We start from the raw sequence: 23,200 nt of genomic DNA, 5'->3' as shown, positions 1-23,200 counted from the left end.
GCGATTCGGATGTCGAACGCGAGCGAAGTACTGCCGAAGCTCGATAGCGAACTCGAGTGGCAACGCGCGCTGTACAAAGACCTGCACCGCCATCCCGAGCTCAGCATGGAGGAGCACCGCACGGCCGGCATCGTCGAGCGCCGGCTCAGGGAGTTCGGCTACGACGTGCAGCGGTTGGGCGGCACGGGTGTCGTCGGCATCCTTGCCAATGGCTCGGGGAGCGCCAATGGTTCCGGGAGCACTGTGCTGGCTCGCGCCGACATCGATGCACTTCCGGTGACCGAGGCGACGGGCCTCGAGTACGCGTCGACCGTCGATGGCGTCATGCACGCCTGCGGGCACGACATGCATGCGGTCGCCCTGCTCGGTGCGGCGAAGCTGCTCGCCGACCACCGTGATGCGTGGTCGGGGACGTACGCGGCCGTGTTCCAGCCGGGCGAGGAGACCGCCGCCGGCGCTCGAGCGATGATCGCCGACGGGCTCGCCGCAAAAGTGCCCAAACCGGATGTCGCCTTCGCACAGCACGTGATGCCCCAGGAGGCCGGCACCATCGGCACCACGCCCGGGCCCGTGCTGTCGGCCGGCGACTCGCTCAAGATCACGGTGCACGGCCAGGGGGCTCACGGGTCGATGCCGCATCTTTCGATCGACCCGGTGGTGCTGGCGGCATCCATCGTCACGAGATTGCAGGCGATCGTCTCGCGCGAGGTGCAGCCCGGCCAGTTCGCGGTGGTCACGGTGGGTGCGATCAATGCCGGCACGAAGTCGAACATCATCCCCGACAGCGCCGAGCTGCTGCTGAATCTGCGCACGTACGACCCCGACCTGCGCAAGCGAGTCATGGCGTCGATCGAACGCATCGTGCGAGGCGAGTGCGCGGCGGCGGGTTCGCCTCGCGACCCGCAGTTCGACTACTACGACCAGTTCCCGCTGACGAGCAACGACCCAGCCGTCACTGAGCGAGTGACCGCGGCGTTCACCGGCCACTTCGGGGAGCACGCCGTGTTCCGTGTCGCTCCCGTTACGGCATCCGAAGACTTCAGCGAGCTCCCGGATGCCTTGGGCTGCCCTTACACCTATTGGACGGTCGGGTCGGTCAACCCCGAGCGCTACCGCAAGGCAGTGGCGAGCGGCACCGTGCTGCAAGACATTCCGGCCAATCACTCGCCCGCGTTCGCGCCGGTCATCGATCCGACCCTCGGCATCGCGACCTCGGCACATGTGCTCGCGGCGCTCGCCTATCTCTCCAAGCAGGCGACCAACGAGGTCGCACCGTGACGACCTCAGCACCAGAACGGGCGGCCACCGAATGGAGGCCGACCGACAAATGGCTGCTCGGTGTCGTGCTCGCGGTCATCAACTTCTGGTTGTTCGCGCAGACGCTGCTCAACGTCATCCCGGGCATCAAAGACGAACTGGGCGTCGAGCAGACGCTGGCGAATCTCGCGGTCTCGATCACGTCGCTCTTCTCGGGGATCTTCATCGTGGTCGCCGGCGGGCTCGCCGACCGCATCGGGCGAACCAAGATCATGTATCTCGGCATCTACTTGAGCATCGCCGGGTCGATCATCATCGCGCTGACGCCCGAGAACCTGGGCGCGCTCACCTCCGGCATGCTGCTCGCCGGGCGGGCGGTGCAGGGCCTCTCGGCAGCCTGCATCATGCCGTCGACGATGGCGCTGGTGAAGGCGTTCTACGAAGGCAAAGCGCGACAGCGCGCACTGTCGTACTGGTCGATCGGCTCGTGGGGCGGGTCGGGCTTCACAGCGCTCTTCGGGGGGCTGATGGCGTCGTCGCCGCTGGGCTGGCGCTCCATCTTCTGGATCTCGATCGTGCTGTCGATCCTCGCGCTGTTGCTGCTCCATGGCACACCCGAGTCCCGCGCTGAGCGCGACCCCGAGAACGCTGATGCGCGCTTCGACTGGTCGGGGCTGATCTTCTTCATCGTCATGCTGATGGCGATCAACATCTACATCTCGCAGGGCCCGCACATCGGGTGGCTCAGCCTCATCGGCCTGAGCCTCGTGGCCATCTTCGTCGTCAGTGGGCTCGTCTTCCTGCAGATCGAGACGCGCAAGCGGAACTCGTTCGTCGACCTCAAGCTGTTCCGCAATGGCACCTTCACCGGCGCGACGCTGTCGAACTTCCTGCTGAACGGCGCCGCCGGCACGCTGATCGTCGCGCTCGGGCTCGTGCAGATCGCGGGCGGGCTGAGCTCACTGCAATCGGGGCTGCTCACGCTCGGCTACCTCGTCGCCATCCTGCTGACCATCAGGGTCGGCGAGAAGCTGCTGCAGCGCTTCGGCCCGAGAAGGCCGATGCTCTGGGGCAGCATGATCACCGGTGTCGGCATCCTCATGTGCTCGCTCACCTTCCTGCTCCTCAGCGAGTACCTCGTGCTCACCTTCATCGGCTTCACCCTGTTCGGCGTGGGGCTCGGCTTCTACGCGACCCCGTCGACGGATGCCGCCCTCTCGAACGTGCCGGATGCGCAAGTCGGGGCGGCATCCGGCATCTACAAGATGGCGTCCTCGCTCGGCAATGCGATCGGCGTCGCGATCTCGGCCGCGCTGTATGTCGCGGGCCAGAACGTCAATCCCGAACTGATCCAGTCGTGGGGCCTCTTCATCGGCCGTCAGGACAATGTCGCACTGCGCTTCGGCGGCGCGATCGGGCTGCTGTTCAACGTGTTCATGGTCGTGGTGGCGATCGCGTCGATCATCGTCAGCGTGCCAAGAGACCGCCCGAAGGAGGAGGAAGAGGCTCGACCCGACGTCGTGGCTCCCCCGGCCTTCGGAAACTGAGCGGGTCTGACGGAGGGCGCTTGCCGCCTACCCTGGAACCATGACCCCGCGACCGCCCACGATCGTCGACCTGGCCAAGAGCCTCGGCCTGTCGAAGACCACGGTCGCGGCAGCGCTCAGCGGCACCGGCCGGGTCTCCGCGGTCACGCGAGAGCGCGTTCAGGCGGCGGCGCGTGCTGCGGGGTACATCGCGAATCCGGCCGCGAGAAGCCTGCGCATGCGACACGGCGGGGCGCTCGGCCTCTATGTGCCATCCGACATCCGCGACATGGAGTTCTACATGGGCTTCGCGTTCGGCGCAGTGGACGCCGCGGGGCGGCATGGCTACGACCTCACCCTGCTGACCACCGTTCCGACTGAAGCGAATCCCTGGCGCGCGTACCGCGGCGTGATCGTCATCGATGCGCTGCGCGACGACCCGATGCTGCAATCGCTCACCGACTCCGACGTGCCGCTGGTGGTCGCGGGCGAATTGGATGAAGAGGCGAGACGGCACACGACGGGTGTGATCGCCATCGAGCACGCGGAGGAGAGCTATCGGGCGCTCGACGCGCTCGCGAGCCTGTCGTCGCACCATCCGGCGATGATCGGGGCCGAGCTTCGCGACGAGACCTCATGGACCTCGCAGGTGCTGGCGGGATATCTGCGGTGGGCAGCCGACCATCGCGTCGCGCCCGTGCACCAGACGCTGCCGCCGTTCGCCACCAACGAAGAGCTTCAGCACGCGGTCGATGCCGTGCTCAGCGACCCCAGCGTCGACGCGATCCTCTTCGGATGGCAGGATGCCGCGGAGCGCGCTCGACTGATCCTCTCCCAACCGCAGTACGCCTCGCGAAGCCTCCGAATCGGTGCGTACGCCAGCCGCCCGAACGCGAAGGCGCTGTCGACCTTCGACGTGACGCTCAACCTGGAACCGCATGGCTTCGGATTCGCATCAGTCGAGCTGCTCCTGGCGACCGATTCGGGCGACCAACAGCCGGTCATGGCGCGGTACGACCCGACGCTCTCGACCGCAGCCGAGCCGTCGCCGGTGATGCGCATCCCCGCGGGCTGAGCGGCCAGCTGAGCGGCACCGAAATCTCGCACCGGGCTCACGCCCGAACCGACAGCGAAGACCTCATGCTTTGACACGGCCGAGCGGCAGGTGTTAGTTTCACTGCCTGCCGGAACGTTCCGTCACTATTTGTTCTCGACCAAGGAAGGTCATCCCGACATGGACATCCTCATCGGCTACGGGGGCCTCGTTCTCTTTCTCATCATCACGATCGTCGCGATGGAGCGAGCGCGAAAGCCCGATACCGACTTCAGTTCGTACGCAACGGCCGGCCGCTCGTTCGGTCCGATCTTCGGCACGATGGCGTACGTCAACACGTTCTTGCCCGGCACCGTGTTCATCTCCTTCGCAGGGCTCGCCGCCCTGAGCGGGATCATCGGGTACTACCTGATGGCCTACGCCCTGCTCGGCGTGCTGCTCATGGTCGCGCTCTCGAAGCCGGTGTTCCGCTGGGGCAAGAAGTTCGACCTCGGCACGCAGTCCGACCTGCTCGCGCTGCGGTACCGCTCGCGCCCGGTGCGACTGGTCGCCTCGGCGATCGGCATCATCGCGACGATCCCGTGGATCGTGCTCGGGCTGCAGTCGCTGGCACTGGTCTTTGAGTACCTGTCGGCCGGGTCGCTCGTGCCGATCATGGCGATCGTGCTCAGCGTCGTGGTCATCGGCGTCCGTCAGATCTGGACGGTCCGCCACGGCATGCGCGGAATCATCATCAGCGACATGGTGCAGGGCATCTTCGCCTACCTCATCGGCACCGTGATCGCGATCGGCCTGCTCGTGATGCTGCTGACGAACGGGCACGGGTTCTCCGACGTGCCCGAGGGCTTCACCTCGCTGCTCGGCCCCAACGAGGAGTACGGCCCCCTCTACGCGGTGGCCATCACGCTGACCGGCGCACTGGGCACCTGGTGCTGGCCGGACATCTTCGTGCGGCTCTTCACCGCGCGCAGCAGTGGCACGATTCGCAAGACCGCAGGGCTGGCTGCGCCGCTCATGCTGGTGTTCACCACCGCCGTGCTCACGGTGGCCTACCTCGCCTCGTCCGACGAGCGCGTCGCGGCGGCGCCCGACCACGTGTGGTTCATCGTCGCGGGCGACGCCGGCATCTGGGTGCTCACGCTGGCCGCGATCGCGGTCGTCGGCGCGACCCTGGGCAACGTCGGTGCCAACATCCAGGCGGTCGGCGCGCAGGCTGCGAATGACATCGTCGGAGTCGTGCGTCCGGGATCACGGGCCGACACCCGTGTCGCGAAGTGGGCCGTGGGCATCACGACCGCGGTATCGGCGCTGATCGCGCTCTCGACGCTGAGCTCGGTATCCGGACTCGTGGGCCTCGCCCTGATCTCGTACCAGGGCATTGTGCAGCTGGCGCCCACGCTGCTGCTCGGCATCTTCTGGAAGCGCGCCACGGCCGCAGGCGCCGTCTGGGGAATGCTCGTTGGCTTCACCATGGCGAGCGTGCTCCAGGCCCTCTACCCGGTGCAGATCCCGTGGCTCGGAGGCCTGACCTCAGGCCTGGTCGCGATGATCTTCAACGCGGCGACCCTCGTGCTCATCTCGGTGCTGCGCCCGCAGTCGGCTGAGGAGAAGCAGCGTGTGGACGACCTCTGGGCGCTGGTGAAGGCCGAGCGCGACCCCAAGACGGAGTCGGCCGACACCGCTCTGGTCTCCTGAGCGGCATCCTGCCGGCGGTTCCCACTGCGGAGCCGCCGGCAGGTGCGTTCGTGTCGTACTAGGAACATGCAATGACACTCGAACAACGAGTCCGGCCTCGCGCCGCCGACGTCTTCACGTCGCGCGCGCTCATTCCCGCCACAGGCCACGGGGTGCTGGACGGGTGGGATGTCGCCGTCAAGGACAACATCGACGTCGCCGGACTGCCGACGACAGGCGGCACCCGGTTCCTCAGCGACAACGTCGCCACCGCCGACGCGAAGGTCGTCGCGAGCCTCCGCGCGGCCGGCGCGACGATCGTCGGCAAGACCAACCTCCACGAGTTGGGGCACGGCATCACCGGCGTGAACCCGACCTTCGGCACGACGCTCCATCCAGAGAACCCCGACTACACGGTGGGCGGATCGAGCGGAGGCAGCGCTCTCGCCGTCATGCTCCGGTATGCGCGAGTCGCACTCGGCACCGATACGGGTGGGTCGGCGCGGATCCCCGCGGCGTACACCGGGCTGGTCGGGTTCCGTCCGAGCACCGGGCGCTACCCGGCATCCGGCGTCATTCGCATCTCGCCCTCACGTGACACGGTCGGAGTGCTCGGGAGGAGTGTGGCGGATGTCGCGCTCGTCGATCGAGTACTCGGCAGTGTTCCAGCAGCTCCGTCGCCTTCGGCTGCGTCGCAGTCGCCCGTGCTCGGCGTGCTGGAGGAGGCCTGCGAGTGGTTGACGCCGGCGCGCCGAGCACTGTTCGAGGAGGCGATGTCTCGTATCGCCGCGACTGGGGTCGAGGTGATGCTGTTGAGCGAGCAGCGCGAGCTCGACCGGTGCTTCGAGCTCGGAATCGTGGTGCTCGCATACGAGACGATCCCCGCGATCAAGGACTACCTCGGCGCCGCGCACGGAGCCGACGCCGTGCAAGCGCTGATAGAGGTGTCCGAGAGCCCGGATACGCGCGAGATCCTCAGGGCAGCGCTCGATGAGCCGGTCTCGCCCGATGAGTACCGGTCTGCGAGAGCTGAGCTCGCGGCGATGCACGAACGATTCGTCTCGGCGCTGGGCCGCTCACGCGTCACGACGCTCGTGTACCCCACGACCACCGGCGAGCCGCCGAAAGCGCTCACGCTTTCACAAGACGAGGCGGAAGCCCAGCTCCGTGCCGTCGTGCTGAACTCCACCCCCGCGACCCTGTTCGCGACACCGGCGATCTCGCTGCCGGCGGGCGTCTCAGAGGAGACCGGCATCGCGGCCGGCATCACCCTCGAGCGAGCCGCCGGCGACGACGCCGACTTGCTGCGCGATGCGACGCTCGTCGAGGAGATCCTCGCCGGCGATCGACTCGGCTGAAGAGCTGAACGTCTGAACGGCTGAATGGGTGGACGGCGGATGCGGTCGGGTCGACCGGTTCCTCCGGGACCGCGCCGCGGTCTCCGCCTTCGACCGCTGCCGCGCGATTCACTCCGCGGCCAGCCGCCGTGAGCCTGTGCTGAATGGAGTACCGGTGCCGGTTCGATCGACACGATGTCCATCGACGCGCCAGCCGCAGTGAACCACAATTGAACGGCACACGCCGAGCGAGGCGACTACCGTCCATGAGCACTGCATTCGGGAGCCAATGAACAGCGAGACAGCAACGGATCGACGTGAAGACGCCCATGCCGGGCGACGCGGCGTGTTGTTCTCGCTCACGGCATCCGCTCTGTTCGGCGCGATCTTCTTCATGCCGACGCTGCTGCAGCCGCTCACCCCGGAACAGATGTACGGCTGGCGGGTTGCGCTGGCGCTGCCGTTCATGCTGGGCCTGCTCGCGCTGGTCAAGGAGTGGGGAGCGATACGCACGATCGCCCTGCGCCTGAGGCGCCAGCCGTGGCTGGTGCTCGTGCTGATCGTCAATGGGCACCTGCTCGGCCTGCAGTTGTGGCTCTTCGCCTGGGCTCCCACGAACGGCGAAGCCCTGAGCGCCACGCTCGGCTACTTCCTTCTGCCGCTCACCATGGTGGTGCTCGGAGTCATCGTCTACCGCGAACGACTGACCGGCTTGCGCCTTGTCGCAGTGGCGTCCGCCGTGGTCGGGATCGGCGCGGCCTTCATCACGGCCGATGGCCTCTCGTGGCCGATCCCCGTGATCGCCCTGGGCTACCCGATCTACTTCATCTCGCGCCGGAAGTTCGGACTGGATGCCCCGGGCGCACTCTGCTTCGAGCTCGCCGCTCAGTTGCCGATAGCGCTGTTCTTCGCGATGCAGCCATCGTCGCTGGGCACCATCGGCGAATCGCCGATGCTCATCCCGGCACTGCTCTTCTTCGGCCTGATCAGCGCGGTCGCGCTCAGCTCGTACATCATCGCGAGCCGGCTGCTCACGCTCGGCATCTTCGGCCTGCTCGGCTATGTCGAGCCGCTGCTGCTCGTGCTCGTATCGACCGCGCTGCTGCACGAGACCATCGAGCCGAACGAGTACATGCTGTACGGCGGCATCCTGCTCGCCGTGATCCTCATCGCGATCGAGGGCGTGCTCGAGCAGCGACGCGCGACGCATCAGTTCCATGACATCACGAGCGACGTGACCGGTGAGAAGCCGGGCGAGGAGCCTCTGACCGGGCCGATCCACGTCGTGTGAGCCGGCGACTTCCGGCCGATAACCCCCGAAGTGGGACGCCGGTATTTTCTCGGCGATGTCACAGGTTGCTGCCAGGCTCGCTCTATGACTGACCCGAATATTCATCCCGCACCCGAAACCATCCCTGCGCCGCAGGCGATTCCCGCCGGCTGGTACGACGACGGCTCCGGTGGCCGACGCTACTGGGACGGCGCCCAATGGACCGACGCCGCACCCGGCGAGGTTGCGCCAGCCGCTGCAGCAGCAGCAGCAGCTGCGCCGTCACCCGCCAAGCCCAGCGTTCTCGGCTGGATCGCATTCGCGGCCGCGATCGCCGGCTTCGTGTTCGCCTGCGTGCCCGGTGCCCTCATCGTCGGCTGGATCCTGCTCCCCGTCGCGTTCGTGCTGTCGATCGTCGCCTTCTTCATCAAGGGCAAGAAGTGGCCCGTGATCTCGGCGCTGATCATCTCGGTCGTCGGCACCATCGTCGGCTTCGTGGTGTTCTTCAGCCTCGCGGCCTCGGCGTTCGAAGACGCCTTCAACGAAGCCCCGCGCGTCGGCTCGTCTCCTGAAGTCGCGGCTCCCGCAGCGGGCGATGCAGAAGAGGATGCCGGTGAGCCGGCGGGCGATATCGGCACCCGCGCGAACCCCGCTCCCCTGGGCACCACCATTACGACCGACGAGTGGGAAGTCGTCGTGAACAGCGTGACGCTCAATGCGGACGAGGCTGTGCTGGCGGCCAACATGTTCAACGAGCCGGCCCCCGACGGGCTCATGTACATCATCGTCAACGCGACGACGACCTACCTCGGCGAGGACTCGAGCAGCGACTTCCTCGTGAGCTACGCCTTCGTCTCGGATTCGGGAACCGTGTACACCAACTCCGAGACCCTGGCAGTCGCGCCTGATCCAATCGTGGGCACCGAGCTCTACACGGGAGCCTCGGCCACGGCGAACACCGTGCTCGCGATCCCGGTCGACGCCGCCGGAGCGCTCCGGGTCTCCCCCGGCTTCTTCGCCGACGAGGCCTTCGTCGCGATTCAGTGACGCGCATCCGCGCATGAGTGGAGGGGCTCCGGAGAAACCGGGGCTCCTTCTGCTTTCCGGTGGCGATCACCGATGCAGCGGCTGATGCAGCAGCCGAGCACCGCTGCAGCGACCGATCACTGATGCAGCAGGCTCGGGTCGTGGAGGCCGGGTCGGTGTGAGCGCACGAACGCGCGATGCGCAGCCTCGCACGCGGCCCGTAGGGTGCGGTAGTACCCGATGAGGCGGCGCCCCTCGGGTTCGCCGGTCACGGCGCGATACCCCACCTCGTCGCCGAGTTGCAGCATCCGCACGATGGCGTATCGGGTGCCGAGTGAGTCGATCATCCACCACTCGCCGGGCTGCTGCTCGCGGGCGGCCAGGATGGGATGCCAATTGGGCGAATACCCGTCACGCGCGCGGGCGGCAGCGTCGATGCCGTCTTGCACACGGTGCGACATGGCCATGAGGTGCTCCTGAGAATCGAAGCAGCCGGCCCTGCAATGTCGATGCTACCTCCGGGTCACGACACCCCGGATGCCGTTGCTACAACTCCCGCTCCGACACCGCGAACGTGTCGCACGCCCCTGTGCCGCCCTCGTAGCCCTCGGTGAACCAGCGCTGGCGCTGCTCACTGGAGCCGTGAGTCCAGGTGTCGGGGTTCACCTGACCCTGCGAGCGCTGCTGCAACCGGTCGTCGCCGATGGCCTGGGCAGCGTTGAGGGCGTCAGCCACCTGCTCGCGCGTGACGGGTTCGAGGAACGGCGTGCCCGACTCATCAGGAACAGTCGACGCTTCACCGACCCACGCGCCGGCGAAGCAGTCGGCCTGCAGTTCGAGGCGCACGGCATCCGAGCCCGCACCGGTGTCACCGCGCTGCGCCTGAGCCATGATGCCCGTGATGTTCTGGATGTGGTGCCCCCACTCATGCGCCACGACATACATCTGCGACAGCGAGCCGCCCTGCGCGCCGAACCTCGTGCGCAATTCGTCGTAGAAGCTCACATCGAGGTAGACGGTCTCGTCGCTCGGGCAGTAGAACGGCCCCACTGCGCTCGACGCCGCGCCGCATGCGGTGTTGACGCCCTGGGTGAACAGCACGAACTCGGGCAACGTGTACTGCTGGCCGAGCTCGCGCTCCCAGTAGGAGTCGAGCGCCTGAGCCGTGAAGTCCATGCGGCACTCGACGTTGGCGTTCGCGTCGGCGCCGGTCTCGCACTGCTCGATCGCTGTTCCCTGCTGCCGCGTCGTGGTGTCGGTGCCGCCCGCGAGACCCGACAGGTCGAAGCCGGTGAACTGTGCGATGAGGAACAGCACGATCGCGCCGAGTCCTCCGCCGCCGACCGCGAGGCCGGTGTTGCGTCCTCGGCGGCTGACGCGACTGCCGCCGCTGCGCGCATTGGGGTTGAACGTCATGCACCGAACGGTACCCGTGGTGATTCAGCCGCGGGAGGTCGGGACCACCGACACGGCGGAGCAGCGCGGCAGGGTCGAGCAGCGCGCCAGGGCCAAGCAGCGCCGCAGCATCGGGGCGCGCGGCGGCAGTGTCACACCTGGGAGTCGCCGCGAAACGCCCGGCGCACCCGCTCGACGATCGTCGAGGCGGGCGGTTCGTTGTACTCGGGCGACATGGTCTGCCCCGACATCCGCTGGATCGCCTCCATCACCGCGTCAGTGCCGTGGCGGCGCGCGCGCCCCGAGCGCGCCTCGCCGAACCTGCTCAGGTCGAGCGGCTCGCCGAACTCGACCGTGACCTTCGCGAGCCGCAAGCGGCTCGAGCCGACCGGCTGCAGGTCCTGCGTGCCGGTGAGCGCGACCGGAACCACCGGCACGTCAGCGGTCAGCGCGAGCCACGCGACGCCCGTGCGTCCCTTGTAGAGGCGCCCATCGAGCGACCGAGTGCCCTCCGGGTAGATGGCGAACGCCTCACCGCGCTCGAGGATCTCGAGCCCCGAGTCGAGCGCGTCCTGAGCGGCCTTGCCGGCACCGCGCACGACGGGCACCGCGCCGATCGACGTGAAGAAGGAGCGCGAGACCCAGCCCTTGAAGCCCTTGCCCGTGAAGTAGTCGGCTTTCGCCAGGAACGACACCGACCGGGGTGCGACGAGCGTGATCACGACGCTGTCGATGAACGAGAGGTGATTGCTGGCGAGGATCACCGCGCCCTGCTTGGGCACGTTCTTTCGACCGATCACCTTGGGCCGCCAGATCGCGCGGGCGATGGGCGCCAGCACGGCGCGCGAGAGCGACTTGATCACCGGTTCAGGGTAGTAGGTGTTCTATGCCCGAGAAGGCATGCGAGCCGTCACGCGACCGAGTCGGATGCCGCGGCGTACGGCGCGACGATCTCGAGCACCGCTTCACCGAAGCGCTCGAGCTTCTTCTCGCCCACTCCGCTCACGGTTCCGAGCGCGTCGAGCGAGGCGGGCTTCAGCAGCGCGATGCCGCGCAGCGTGGCGTCGGCGAAGATCACATACGGCGGCACGGCCTCCTCGCGCGCGAGCGCGAGGCGCCACTCGCGCAGGGCTTCGAAGAGCGACGCCGCTTCGCCCGGCAGGTCGCCCGCCGGCGCACGCCGCTTGGCGGCTGAGCGGGTCGGTCGCGACGCCTCCTCACGCAGCCTCACCTCGTGCTCGCCTCGCAGCACCGCAGCGCTGCGCTCGGTGATCGTGAGCGTGCCGTACCCGTCGCTCGTCACCGCGAGCAGACCCTGGGCGAGCAGCTGGCGCACGATGCCTCGCCATTGCGACTCACCGAGGTCGGCTCCGATGCCGAACGTCGAGAGGCTGTCGTGACCGAGCTGCGATACGCGGTCGGTCTGCTTGCCGAGCAGGATGTCGATGATGTGGCCCGCGCCGTACTGCCGGTTGTGCTCGCGCTTGAGTCGCACGATGGTCGAGAGCAGCTTCTGCGCGGGCACGGTGCCGTCCCAGCCTTGCACCGGCTGCAGACAGGTGTCGCAGTTGCCGCACGGGCTTCCCGGCTCGCCGAAGTAGGCGAGCAATTGCACGCGGCGGCACTCGATCGTCTCGCAGAGCGCGAGCATGGCGTCGAGGTGAAGCGACAGGTTGCGGCGGTGCTGCTCACTGCCCTCGCTGTCGGCGATCATCCGCCGCTGCTGCACGACGTCTTGCAGCCCGTACGCGAGCCACGCCGTCGACGGAAGCCCGTCGCGACCGGCGCGGCCGGTCTCCTGGTAATACCCCTCGACCGACTTCGGCAGATCGAGGTGCGCGACGAAGCGCACATCGGGCTTGTCGATGCCCATGCCGAACGCGATCGTCGCCACCATCACGATGCCGTCGTCACGGAGGAAGCGGGCCTGGTTCGACGCGCGAACGGATGCCGGCAGCCCCGCGTGATACGGCAAGGCCGGCACCCCGTTGGCTTCGAGGAACTCGGCGGTCTTCTCTACGGAGTTGCGTGAGAGGCAGTAGACGATGCCGGCGTCGCCGTCATGCTCGGCGCGGATGAACCGCAGCAGTTGCTGAGTCGCCTGCTGCTTCGGCTCGATGCGGTACTGGATGTTGGGGCGGTCGAAGCTCGACACGAACTCGCGTGCGCTGCCCAGGTCGAGGCGCTCAACGATCTCGCGCCGCGTCGCCTTCGTCGCGGTGGCGGTGAGCGCGATGCGGGGAACCGTTGGCCATCGCTCGTGCAGCGCCGACAAGCCGAGGTAATCGGGCCGGAAATCGTGGCCCCACTGCGAGACGCAATGGGCTTCATCGATCGCGAAGAGCGCGATCCGCCCGCGATCGAGCAAGGCGCGCGTCGATTCGAGGCTGAGCCGTTCGGGGGCGAGATAGAGCAGGTCGAGCTCACCCGAGAGGTAGGCGCGCTCGACGTCGGCGCGCTGCGCGGGGTCTTGCGTGGAGTTCAGGAACGCGGCGCGCACGCCCAGCGCTGCGAGCGAATCGACCTGGTCTTGCATGAGGGCGATGAGCGGCGAGATCACCACGCCGCAGCCCTCTCGCAACAGCGAGGGGATCTGGTAGCACAGGGACTTGCCGCCGCCGGTGGGCATGAGCACGAGCGCGTCGCCGCCCCTGATCACCCGCTCGATGATCTCGGCCTGTTGTCCGCGGAACTGCTCGTAGCCGAAGACACGGCGCAGCGTCTCGAGCGCAGCGGCGTCGACGGTCGAGGTCTCGGAGGCGGGGGTCACGCCGCTAAGGGTAGCCGCGGCATCCGACACCGCACTGAGCCTGCCCTGTCCGTTGCTGAACCGTCGGCGAACGCGCTCAGGTAGAGGAATGGGATGCCGCGGGGCTCGACGGCCGCCACAGCTCCACTCCCGGGGCATCCGGAGTGTCGAAGCCGAAGAGCTGGCCGTAGAACGACAGCTCGGCCTGCACCGAGTGGATCAGCGTCTCCGCCCGGCGGAAGCCGTGCGACTCACCCGGATACCCGACATAGGCGTGGGGAACGCCGTTGCGCTCGAGTGCCGCGCGCAGCCGCTCCGATTGCGCCGGCGGCACGATCGGGTCGTCGAGGCCCTGCAGCAGCAGCACTGGATGCCGAAGCCGATCGGCCATCGCCAGCGGCGAGCGTTCGCGGTAGACCGCCTCGTCGGAAGGCAACGGGCCGATGAGCCCGTCGAGGTAATGCGATTCGAAATCATGCGTCTCGTCGGCGAGCGCCAGCAGGTCGGTGACTCCGTAGTACGAGACGCCGCACGCGAATACGTCGGTGGTGGCGAGTGCCGCCAATACGGTAAGCCCGCCGGCCGAGCCGCCTCGGATCGCGATCCGGGCCGGGTCCGCGAGGCCGGCATCGATCAGCCCTCGCGCAGCTGACGCCGTGTCAGCGACGTCGACCACGCCCCACTGGCCGCGCAACCGATCGCGCCAGGCTCGTCCGTAGCCCGACGACCCGCCGTAGTCGACGGCGAGCACGCCGATCCCCCGCGAGGTGAAGTACGCGTTCACGAGGCTCAGCGCCATGGACGAGCGTGCCGTCGGACCGCCGTGCACCGTGACGATGTAGGGCGGCAGCTCTCCTGGCGCGCCCACGGCTTCGGGATTCCGCGGTCGGTGCACGATGCACGGCACTCCCCCGAGCCGCATCGGCTCGGCGAGCGGCAGATAGTCGGTATCGGGCGGGCTCGAATCACAGGAGCGGATGCTGCGGCGCCGGCCATCGGCCGGGTCGACCAGATGCAGCGTGCTCGGCGCCGACCAGCCGCCTCCGATGACGAGTGCCTCACCGGTCTGGGGCTGGACATCGGCGAGCGTGATCGAGGTGAACGGCAGTTCGAGGTCGCGCGGGCTCCCGGCATCCGGCCCGGTGCTGATCACACACAGCCTGTCGGTGCCCGTCTGCGGATCGAACGACACGGTCAGCAGGCGCGGCGCGGCGCCAGCGTCGCCATGGTCGCGGTCGCGGTCGCGGTCGTGGTCGTCGTCGTGGTCACGGTCGTGGCCGTCGGCACGCGAGCTCACCGGCAGCGGCGAGTACCACCGCGTGCCGAGTTGCCATAACGGGGCTGCATACTCGGCAGCGTCGCTCAGCAAGGGTCGAACGACAGGCCTGTCTGGCCGACCGCTGCTCGGAGAGACGGCGCCCAATTCGATCATCGCGGGGTTCCACCATCCGCTGCGGTCGGAGACGATCACGAGCGTCTCGTCGCCCACCCACTCGGGTTGCAGCACCGACTCATCGGGCCCTCCGGCGATCGTCGTCCACTCCATGACTGCGCCGTCGACCACGGTGCCGAGCCGCAGTTCGGTGCCGTCCCACGGCATCCGGGGGTGGTCCCACGCGATCCATGCGAGCCGGGTGCCGTCGGGAGACAGCCGCGGATACGCGAGAAAGTCCGACCCGGCGACGACGGATGCTGTGCGGCTGCCGTCGAGGGCGATGCTGACGATGTCGCGCTTCACCGCGCCGTCGGCGGCGTGACGTTCCCGGACGGCGAGCACCGCACCGTCGGCGGGAGTCAGTTCGCCGAAGCGTTCATCGACGTCGCTGCCGGTGATGGCCACGGGCTCCGAGGCGCCCGCGTCGAGCCGATACACGCGCTGATCGCTGTGCTCGACGAAGACCAGGGTCGGCCCGCTCGGGTGATCGGCGGCGATCACCGCCCAGGCGCCGCCGCCGTACTCGTGCACTCGCGAGCGTGCGCTCCACGGCGCGGGCAGCACGTCGCGCACTCCCGCGTCGTCAGCAGCGTTCGTCGAGTCCGCGCTCCCGGCATCCGCTCGGTCGCGCCCGACCTCTGCGAGCGCGACGGCGCGCACAGCGAGGCGGCCCTGTTCGGCCGGCCGCGATTCGAGCCACCAGACCTCGCGGTCTGGGCCCGCGCCGACAAGGAGCCCGCCCGAGACGGGGTGCCCACCCGCGACGATGCCGGCCGCCGACAGCGGCGACGGCCATGATCCGTACGGCAGAGACGCGGGCTCACTCACGGGCACACCCTACGTTGAGCCGGGCAGGCATGCGACCGATCGGCCACCGGCGTGCGCCCGCCGAACGCCGGCGAATCAGCAATCAGCGGTTGGCCGAGACGCGGGGGCGCACCGTGGCGGGCACTCCGGCGATCAGCGAACCTGCCGGAGCCGATTTGAGCACGACCGAACCCGCCGCGACGACCGAATCGTCGCCGATTGAGATGTCGCCGAGCAGCGTCGCCCCGGCCCCGATCATCACACGATGACCGATCGACGGATGCCGCGCCCCAGCCGTGTCGCTGCCCTTGCCGCCGAGTGTGACGCCGTGGTAGATCAGCACGTCATCGCCGATCGTCGCGGTCTCGCCGATCACGACGCCCATGCCGTGATCGATGAAGAGCCGCTTTCCGATCGTCGCGCCGGGGTGGATCTCCACCCCGGTCAGGAAGCGCACGAACTGCGAGACGACGCGCGCCAGCAGCTTGAGGTTCGCCCGCCAAAGGCGGTTCGCCACGCGGTAGCCCCACACCGCATGCAGCCCCGAGTACGTGAGCCAGATCTCGAACGCGCCCCGCGCGGCCGGGTCGAGGCGCTGCGCGGCGCGAATGTCGTCGCGCACGCCCATGGTCAGTCGGCGAGGTCTTCGAAGAGCACCGTGGAGAGGTACCGCTCACCGTAGCTGGGGATGACCACCACGATCGTCTTGCCTGCGTTCTCGGGCCGCGCCGCGACATCGAGCGCAGCGTGCACCGCTGCCCCCGACGAGATGCCGGCGAGGATGCCCTCCTGCGTCGCGAGGCGACGAGAGGTGCTCACGGCGTCGCCGAGGTTGACGTCGATGACTTCGTCGTAGACCTCGGTGTCGAGCACGTCGGGCACGAAGTTCGCGCCGATCCCCTGGATCTTGTGCGGGCCGGGCTGGCCGCCGTTGAGGATCGGAGACTCCTCGGGCTCGACGGCGATGACCTGCACGCCGGGCTTGCGCTCCTTCAGGAGCTGACCGGCGCCCGTGATGGTGCCGCCGGTGCCGATGCCCGCCACCAGGATGTCGACCGCGCCGTCGGTGTCGCGCCAGATCTCCTCGCCAGTGGTGGCGCGGTGGATCGCAGGGTTCGCGGGGTTGGCGAACTGGCTCGCCGCGACGGCGCCCGGCGTCTCATCGATGAGCTGCTTGGCGCGCTCCACGGCGCCGCGCATACCCTCCGAGCCGGGCGTGAGCACGAGCTCAGCACCATAGGCGCGCAGCAGCATCTTGCGCTCGCGGCTCATGGTCTCGGGCATTGCGAGGATGACGCGGTACCCGCGGGCGGCGCCGACCATGGCAAGCGCGATGCCGGTGTTGCCGCTGGTGGCCTCGACGATGGTGCCGCCCGGCTTCAGCTCGCCCGACTTCTCGGCAGCATCGATGATGGCGACGCCGATGCGGTCCTTGACGCTCGCTGAAGGGTTGTAGAACTCCAGCTTCGCGAGCACGGTCGCCTGCAGGCCCTCGGTCACCCGGTTGAGGCGGACGAGCGGAGTGTTGCCGACGGCGTCGGCGATCGAGTCGAGTACGCGGGGCATGGGATTCCTCACCTGGTCGGACGTTGCAGCGGTGACAGCAAGCTGGGATTCACGGTACCAGGGCTCGGAATCCCCGACTCGACCATGACGACGATGGCGACACGAACAGGAACGGATGCCGCGGCGGCAGCCACGGCATCCGTTTCTGTTGCGACGACGCTACTGCTGGGTGGGGTCACCCTTGGTCGTCATCTCGGGCGCTCGGCCGATCACTTCGACAGCCCGCGTGATGCGCCGGGCTTGAGCATGACCGTCACCGGTTCCGCGACTGCGCTGCCGTCGGCGAACCCTGGCGCCGAGGCGGTCACCATCACGGTGATCTCGGCGTCGAGGTCGTCTTCGGTCAGCCGGTAGTCGGCTGCGGTCGCTCCGGGGATCGGCTCGCCATCGCGCAGCCACTGGAAGCTGAGCTCGGGCTTCTTGACGCTCCACTTGCCCTCGTGCGCCTTGAGCGTCTTGCCGACGCTCGCGTTGCCCGTGATCCACGGCGCCTTGGTGCTGGTGATCGCCTCGAGCGGCTGCTCGATGATGATCGGCACTTCGACGGAGGTGCCTGTCTCGACCACTGTGACGACGAGGGTCGCGACACCGGCGGGCAGTTGCGGGATGGTCACGGTCACCGATGCTCGCCCCTGCTCGTCGGTCGTGTCGACGATGGTGCCGTCGATGGTCGCCGAGCCCAGCACGGTGTCGCCCAGCGCGACCTCGACGGTGCCGGTCGTCGGACCGCCCCGGCTGAACAGCAGCGACGAGAGGTCGAGCGTCAACGAGTCTCCGGGCACGAATGGCCCCGGAGCCGACATGGTCACGCCCGCCGAGCGCTGCACGTAGTCGGGCGATGCCGTCGGATTCGCGACGAAGTAGTCGACCATCGCCTGCAGGTCGACCCGGCCGCTGTCAGCGCGCCCGCTCCCCTGAGCGAGCGTGGCGAAGTTGTCGCCGCCCGCCGCGAGGAAGGAGTTCGCGACGATCTTGAAGGTGTCGGTCGGTTCGATCAGCCGGCCGTCGAGCCACATGTTCGTGATTCGCTCGCCCTGGGCAGCGGTCGGATCGTACGTGTACTCGAATCCCTGGGACAGCCCGAGCTTGAGGAACGGCCGAGACGCACCGGCCGGCTGCCACTGCTCCTCGAGCACCTGCTTCAGCTGAGCACCGGTGAGTGTCATCGTCACGAGGGTGTTGGCGAAGGGCTGCACCTCGGCGGCTTCCCGATAGGTGAGGTTGCCGTTCGGATCGTTGGCGCCCGACGAGGCGTACAGCAGGTCGGTGCGGAGTCCTCCGGGGTTCATGAGCGCGATCTCAGTGCTCAGTGCACTCGTCGCCCACAGCTGCACATCGGCCACGAAGTTGCCGAGGGTCGACTCGCCTCCGCGGTTCTCCGGGAACGGCACGCCGTTCGGATTCTGGGTGCTCGGCGGTTGCGGGTTCTGCACCGCGCGATAGAAGGAGTCGGTGATCTCGCCGACCTTCACGCTCCCGAGTTCAGCGGCCACGGCGGACGCCTCGGCGACGATCTGCGCGACCTCGGCGTCGGGCGTGAACCCGGTCATGGGCAGCACCTCGCCGGTGAACGAGAGGATTTGACCGGTATCGGGGTCGACACTGAGGTTCAAGTGCCCGTACTGCATGCCGTACTGGCCCGCCGAGATGACGAGCCTCGGTCGCTCCATGCCTGGCACGGTCACCTCGTGGTAGTAGGCGAGGTGCGTGTGACCCGAGACGATCGCGTCGACGTCAGGCGAGAGACCCGTGACGATCCGACCGAACACCGAGTCGTCGGTCGACGATGAGAGGTCGGGGGTCGCGGCGCCCTCGTGCACGAGCAGCACAAGCACTTCCGCCTCACCATTCGCCTCATCGCCATCGCTGAGCTCGGCCGCGACCCGGTTCGTCTCCTCGACGATGCCGCGCACTTCGAGCGACGCGATGCCGTCGGGGCTCACCAGCGACGGAAGCTCCTCGGTGACGCCGCCGATGTAACCGATGCGCACACCGTCGAACTCCTGGATGAAGTACTCCTCATACGCCGGCTCACCGGTGGTGCGGTCGTAGAGATTCGCCGCGAGGTACGGCCAGTCGGCCGCCGGCAGCACACGCTCGTCGACGTCGGCTCGGCCGGCGTCGAACTCGTGATTGCCGAACGAGCTGGTGTCGAGGCCGATCGCGTTGAACACCTGGATGGTCGGCAGATCGCGCTGAATGAATGACGTGAACGTCGAAGCGCCGATCAGGTCGCCCGCTGCGACGAACGAGGTGTTCGGGTTCTGGCTGCGCCAGTAATCGACCATGCCGCCCATCTGGGCGGCACCGGGAACCGAACCATCGGGCGCGAGGCGTCCGTGGAAATCGTTCACCGTGAGGATCTCGATCTCGACGGGGTCTGCGGCGAAGGCCGGCGGGGTGACGAGGGCTGTGAACCCGAGCGAAAGGGCCGCGATGGCCGCGGCCCCTATGATCCGCCGCGACCGCGACGGTTCGGTGTCTGTTGTGTCCATGTGTGACGGCCTCCAAGGTCATCGCGCCGGGCAAGCGGGCGCCGATTCTGAAGTGCAGATCCCCCGAATGGGGGACGTTGGCCGTCAGCCTAGGGGTTCGCGATGCTCGAGCACCAGACCCCCGAAACCCAAGAATCTAAGAACGGGCGGTGAACGGCATCCGAGTCAGCTGCGAACTTCGCCGGGGCGCGTCAGAACCAGAGGTCGGCGAGCAACTGCAGCGAGCGATCCCGCACGCCGGCGTCATAGGCGTATGTCACGGTGATCAGCTCATCAGCGCCGGTTCGCTCCACGAACGCCTCGAGTCGGGCCTTGACCGTCGCGGGAGCACCGACCGCCTTGATCCGCAGCATCGGGTTGCCCTGCTCGCCGGTGCTGGGAAGCGTCGCTGGATCGACCGGTGGCTGCATCTTGCGCCGAAGGCCCCGCTGGATGTCGAGGAACATCTGCTCGACGACGGTGAACTCGCGCGCGGCTTGCTCGTCGGTGTCGGCGACCATCACATTGATGCCCGCCATCACGTACGGCGCATCCAACCGAGCGGTGGGCGATTCGGTCGAGAAGGTCTGGCGGTAGACCTGGATGGCCTGGTCGAGCTGGTCGGGGGCGAAATGCGAGGCGACGGCGAACGGAAGCCCGAGCTGCCCGGCGATCGAGGCACCGCTCACGGTCGACCCGAGCACCCAGATCGGCACCTCGGTGCCCGCCGATACCGCCGAGACGATCGGCGAGCTGTGAGCCTTACCGGCGTCACCGAACCACCCCTGCAGGTCGTAGATGCTCCTGGCGAACGCCTGCGGTTCCGCCGACGAGCGCGCGAGAGCCTGAGCGGTCAGCATGTCGGTGCCCGGAGCCCGGCCGAGCCCCAGGTCGATCCGGTCGCCATGCATGCTCGCGAGCGTGCCGTACTGCTCCGCCACCATGAGCGGGGCATGGTTCGGCAGCATCACTCCCCCGGAGCCGACACGGATGCGCTCGGTGACCGATGCGGCCTGCGAGATCAGGAGCGCGGTCGCGCTCGCCGCGAGGTTCGTCGTGTTGTGGTGCTCGGCGAACCAGAGTCGGCGGTAGCCGAGACAATCGGCCAGTTCGGCCGAGCGCATCGAAGCGGCGATCGCATCTCGGGCGGTGCGGCCCTCGGGGATCGCGACCAGGTCGAGGATGCTCAGAGGCACAGACAACGCGAGCGGTCTCCTTCGGGTGATGCTTCACTGCGGCGATTGCCGCCGGTCACCCACTCTCTCAGCCGTAGCTGACAGGCCGGACCCTCGCACACCTGACGGCAGTGCTCGAGACGTACGCCAAGAACGACGGATGCCGGGTGGCACCTGCCGTGAGCGCATGTCGCGCCCCGGGGTGCCGCCCGGCATCCGTCAGTTCGTTGTTGCTCCTGGCGTCAGAGTGCCGCGAGTTCCTCGAGCAGCTCGTCACCGGCGGCGACGTTGGTGTACTCGGCCGCGATGTCGGCGCGCTCGAGCAACTGGTCGACCCGACGACGGCGGTTGCGGCCCACGAGCGTGACGACCGTGCCGGGCTTGCCGGCGCGGCCGGTCCGACCGGCGCGGTGCAAGTAGGTCTTGTACTCGTCGGGAGCGTCGGCCTGGATCACCAACGAGATGTCGTCGACGTGGATGCCGCGAGCGGCGACATCGGTCGCCACCAGCACGTTCACGCGGCCGCGAGTGAGCTTCTCGAGGTTGCGCGTGCGACGCGACTGGTTGAGATCGCCATGCAGGCTCACCGCGGGGATATCGGCGTCTTCGAGCATCTCGGCCAATTGCTCGGCGTATGAGCGGGTGCGAGTGAAGATGAGCGTCTTGCCGTCGCCCGCTGCGAGCTGCTCGATGATCGCCGTCTTCTCACGGTGGTCGATCAGCAGCACACGGTGATCGATGGTCGACGAGGCCTGGTCTTCGCCGGCGACCTCGTGCACCGACGGGTTCACGAGGAACTCGTCGACGAGGGCAGCCACACCCGTGTCGAGCGTCGCGCTGAACAGCAGCTTCTGGCCGCCGGGAGCGGTGCGACGGATGATGCGCTGCACCGGCTCGAGGAACCCGAGGTCGCACATGTGGTCGGCTTCGTCGAGCACCGTGATCTCGACCTGGCTGAGGTCGAGGCGACCCTGCTCCACAAGGTCCTCGATGCGACCGGGCGTGCCGATCACGATGTCGACACCCCGCTGGAGCGCGCCGACCTGGCGCGCCTGGGGCACACCGCCATAGATCTGGGTCGTGAAGAGGCCCACGCTGCGGGCGATGGGCTGCACGGTGCGGTCGATCTGCAACGCCAGCTCGCGAGTGGGGGCGAGGATGAGCGCGCGAGGGCTGCGGCCGAGCTGACGCTTCTTGCCGCCACCGTTCGCCATCAGTCGTTCCACTGCGGGGGCGCCGAAGGCGATCGTCTTGCCCGAGCCGGTACGCCCGCGGCCGAGCACATCGCGGCCCTCGAGCACGACCGGGATGGTCGCGGCTTGAATCGGGAACGGGCTGACCGCACCCAGCTCGGCGAGCGCCCGGCCGATGTTGTCACCAAGGCCCAAGTCGCCGAAGGTCACGCCTTCGACGTCCTCTGCGACCGTCATCGCCGCCTCGAGCTTCTCGAGCACGACATCGTCGTTCGCGGTGGACGGCTTGGCGTCGCGCGACGGGTAGTAGGAGGATTCGCGGCGGGCCGGCTGGTCGTCGCGCCGGTCATAGCGGGGCGCACGGTCGTCACGGTTGAAGCGGTCGTCACGGTTGAAGCGGTCGGAACGCGGCGCACGGTCATCGCGATTCTGGCGGCCGGCGCGGTCGTCGCGCTGGTAGCGGTTCTCACCGCCGAACCGGTCGTCACGCCGGGGACCGCGATCGGCGCGCTCGAAGCGGTCGCTGCGAGGCGCCCGCTCCGACCGGTCGAACCGGTCGTTGCCGTAGCCGCCGGAACGCTCGCCGCGCTCGGCACGACCGTCACGCAGCGGCCGATCGCCACGCTCGTAGCGCCCCTCGCGCGGTGCACGGTTGCTGCGGTCGTAGTCGCCCCCGCGGGGTGCTCGTCCGAATCGGTCGTCGCGCTCGCGGGGCGCACGGTCGAAACGGTCGTCGCGCTCGCGCGGCGCACGGTCGAAACGGTCGTCGCGGTCGCGGGGTGCACGGTCGAAACGGTCATCGCGGGGTGCGCGGTCGAAACGGTTGCGGCTCTCCGAGCGCTCATTGCCGTAGCGGTCGCTGCGCGCGGGACGCTCGAAGCGATCACCGCGCTGGCCCCGCTCGAAGCGGTCGCCGCTGGGCCGGCCGTGCCCGAAGCGACGGTCGCTCCGCGGCTCGCGGGGGCTCCAGTCGGGGCGCTCTGTCGTGCGCCCGCCGCGGGGACGCTCAGCGTCGAGGCCGCGGGCCTCACGACGCTCGGCAGTCCAACGAGGCTTCTTGGCGCTCGTGCCGCTCTGCGCGGCGGACTCTTCACGGAAGCCGCGGTGCTTGGGGCTCTTGCTGCCCGGCTTGGAGCCGCGAGCGGCGCCGCCCTGTGCCGAGGGTCGGTCGAAACGGTTCTGGGCACGCTTCGGCGCGCCCTTGTCGAAATTGGGCATAGTGCTTTCCGGGTTTTCGCGATTGCATGAAAAGAAACCCGGGC

The 23,200-nt window shown here is 68.3% G+C and carries 17 protein-coding genes; 7 read left to right on the top strand and 10 right to left on the bottom strand.

Annotated elements, in window-relative coordinates; genetic code table 11:
• Window positions 1–9: 9 nt before the first annotated feature.
• The 7 genes from QF206_RS05590 (at window position 10) to QF206_RS05560 (ending at window position 9,165) form a co-directional block, all read left to right on the top strand.
• A complete protein-coding gene (locus tag QF206_RS05590) occupies window positions 10–1,278 on the top strand; it encodes an amidohydrolase (RefSeq protein ID WP_281488233.1) in 1,269 nt (422 codons plus the stop codon).
• A complete protein-coding gene (locus QF206_RS05585; RefSeq protein ID WP_281488232.1) occupies window positions 1,275–2,804 on the top strand; it encodes an MFS transporter in 1,530 nt (509 codons plus the stop codon). Before QF206_RS05590 ends, QF206_RS05585 begins: the two co-directional genes overlap by 4 nt.
• 40 nt (window positions 2,805–2,844) lie before the next feature.
• A complete protein-coding gene (locus QF206_RS05580) occupies window positions 2,845–3,858 on the top strand; it encodes a LacI family DNA-binding transcriptional regulator (RefSeq protein ID WP_281488231.1) in 1,014 nt (337 codons plus the stop codon).
• A 159-nt stretch (window positions 3,859–4,017) separates the two neighbouring features.
• Window positions 4,018–5,532 carry a sodium:solute symporter family protein gene (locus QF206_RS05575; protein WP_281488230.1) on the top strand — a complete coding sequence of 505 codons (1,515 nt, stop codon included), beginning with the start codon at window positions 4,018–4,020 and terminating at the stop codon, window positions 5,530–5,532.
• A 71-nt stretch (window positions 5,533–5,603) separates the two neighbouring features.
• Window positions 5,604–6,869: an amidase gene (locus QF206_RS05570; protein WP_281488229.1), complete on the top strand. Its 1,266-nt coding sequence runs from the start codon at window positions 5,604–5,606 to the stop codon at window positions 6,867–6,869.
• Window positions 6,870–7,137: 268 nt separating this feature from the next.
• Window positions 7,138–8,139, top strand: a complete 1,002-nt coding sequence (rarD, locus tag QF206_RS05565) for an EamA family transporter RarD (protein WP_281488228.1) — start codon at window positions 7,138–7,140, stop codon at window positions 8,137–8,139.
• A gap of 84 nt (window positions 8,140–8,223) precedes the next feature.
• A complete protein-coding gene (locus tag QF206_RS05560) occupies window positions 8,224–9,165 on the top strand; it encodes a DUF2510 domain-containing protein (protein WP_281488227.1) in 942 nt (313 codons plus the stop codon).
• Between the two features lie 116 nt (window positions 9,166–9,281).
• Here the strand turns inward: QF206_RS05560 and QF206_RS05555 are convergent, their stop codons facing one another.
• The 10 genes from QF206_RS05555 to QF206_RS05510 all read right to left on the bottom strand — a co-directional run bounded on the left by QF206_RS05555 (window position 9,282) and on the right by QF206_RS05510 (window position 23,156).
• Window positions 9,282–9,611 carry a hypothetical protein gene (locus QF206_RS05555; RefSeq protein ID WP_281488226.1) on the bottom strand — a complete coding sequence of 110 codons (330 nt, stop codon included), beginning with the start codon at window positions 9,609–9,611 and terminating at the stop codon, window positions 9,282–9,284.
• A 79-nt stretch (window positions 9,612–9,690) separates the two neighbouring features.
• Entirely contained in the window at window positions 9,691–10,560 is an 870-nt protein-coding gene (ypfJ, locus tag QF206_RS05550; protein ID WP_281488225.1) for a KPN_02809 family neutral zinc metallopeptidase, read from the bottom strand.
• A 131-nt stretch (window positions 10,561–10,691) separates the two neighbouring features.
• Window positions 10,692–11,402, bottom strand: a complete 711-nt coding sequence (locus QF206_RS05545) for a lysophospholipid acyltransferase family protein (RefSeq protein WP_281488224.1) — start codon at window positions 11,400–11,402, stop codon at window positions 10,692–10,694.
• Window positions 11,403–11,449: 47 nt separating this feature from the next.
• A complete protein-coding gene (recQ, locus tag QF206_RS05540; protein ID WP_422785361.1) occupies window positions 11,450–13,447 on the bottom strand; it encodes a DNA helicase RecQ in 1,998 nt (665 codons plus the stop codon).
• The gene (locus QF206_RS05535) at window positions 13,386–15,551 is read right to left on the bottom strand and encodes a prolyl oligopeptidase family serine peptidase (protein WP_281488222.1); all 2,166 of its coding nucleotides are present in this window, start codon (window positions 15,549–15,551) and stop codon (window positions 13,386–13,388) included. Before QF206_RS05535 ends, recQ begins: the two co-directional genes overlap by 62 nt.
• An 82-nt stretch (window positions 15,552–15,633) precedes the next feature.
• Window positions 15,634–16,158, bottom strand: coding sequence for a serine O-acetyltransferase (gene cysE / locus QF206_RS05530; RefSeq protein WP_281488221.1), 525 nt, complete (start codon window positions 16,156–16,158; stop codon window positions 15,634–15,636).
• A gap of 2 nt (window positions 16,159–16,160) precedes the next feature.
• Complete coding sequence (gene cysK / locus QF206_RS05525; RefSeq protein ID WP_281488220.1) at window positions 16,161–17,096, bottom strand: cysteine synthase A; 936 nt, start codon at window positions 17,094–17,096, stop codon at window positions 16,161–16,163.
• A 209-nt stretch (window positions 17,097–17,305) separates the two neighbouring features.
• Entirely contained in the window at window positions 17,306–19,591 is a 2,286-nt protein-coding gene (locus QF206_RS05520) for a bifunctional metallophosphatase/5'-nucleotidase (RefSeq protein WP_281488219.1), read from the bottom strand.
• Window positions 19,592–19,782: 191 nt separating this feature from the next.
• On the bottom strand, window positions 19,783–20,772 hold the full coding sequence (locus tag QF206_RS05515; protein WP_281488218.1) for an LLM class flavin-dependent oxidoreductase: 990 nt from the start codon (window positions 20,770–20,772) through the stop codon (window positions 19,783–19,785).
• Between the two features lie 215 nt (window positions 20,773–20,987).
• Window positions 20,988–23,156 carry a DEAD/DEAH box helicase gene (locus QF206_RS05510; protein WP_281488217.1) on the bottom strand — a complete coding sequence of 723 codons (2,169 nt, stop codon included), beginning with the start codon at window positions 23,154–23,156 and terminating at the stop codon, window positions 20,988–20,990.
• Between the last annotated feature and the right edge of the window lie 44 nt (window positions 23,157–23,200).

Origin of the sequence: Ruicaihuangia caeni, from assembly GCF_029952955.1 — a bacterium.
Lineage (GTDB): Bacteria > Actinomycetota > Actinomycetes > Actinomycetales > Microbacteriaceae > Ruicaihuangia > Ruicaihuangia caeni.
The sequence above is the reverse complement of the archived record's forward strand: the minus strand, read 5'-3'. Positions and strand labels throughout refer to the sequence as shown.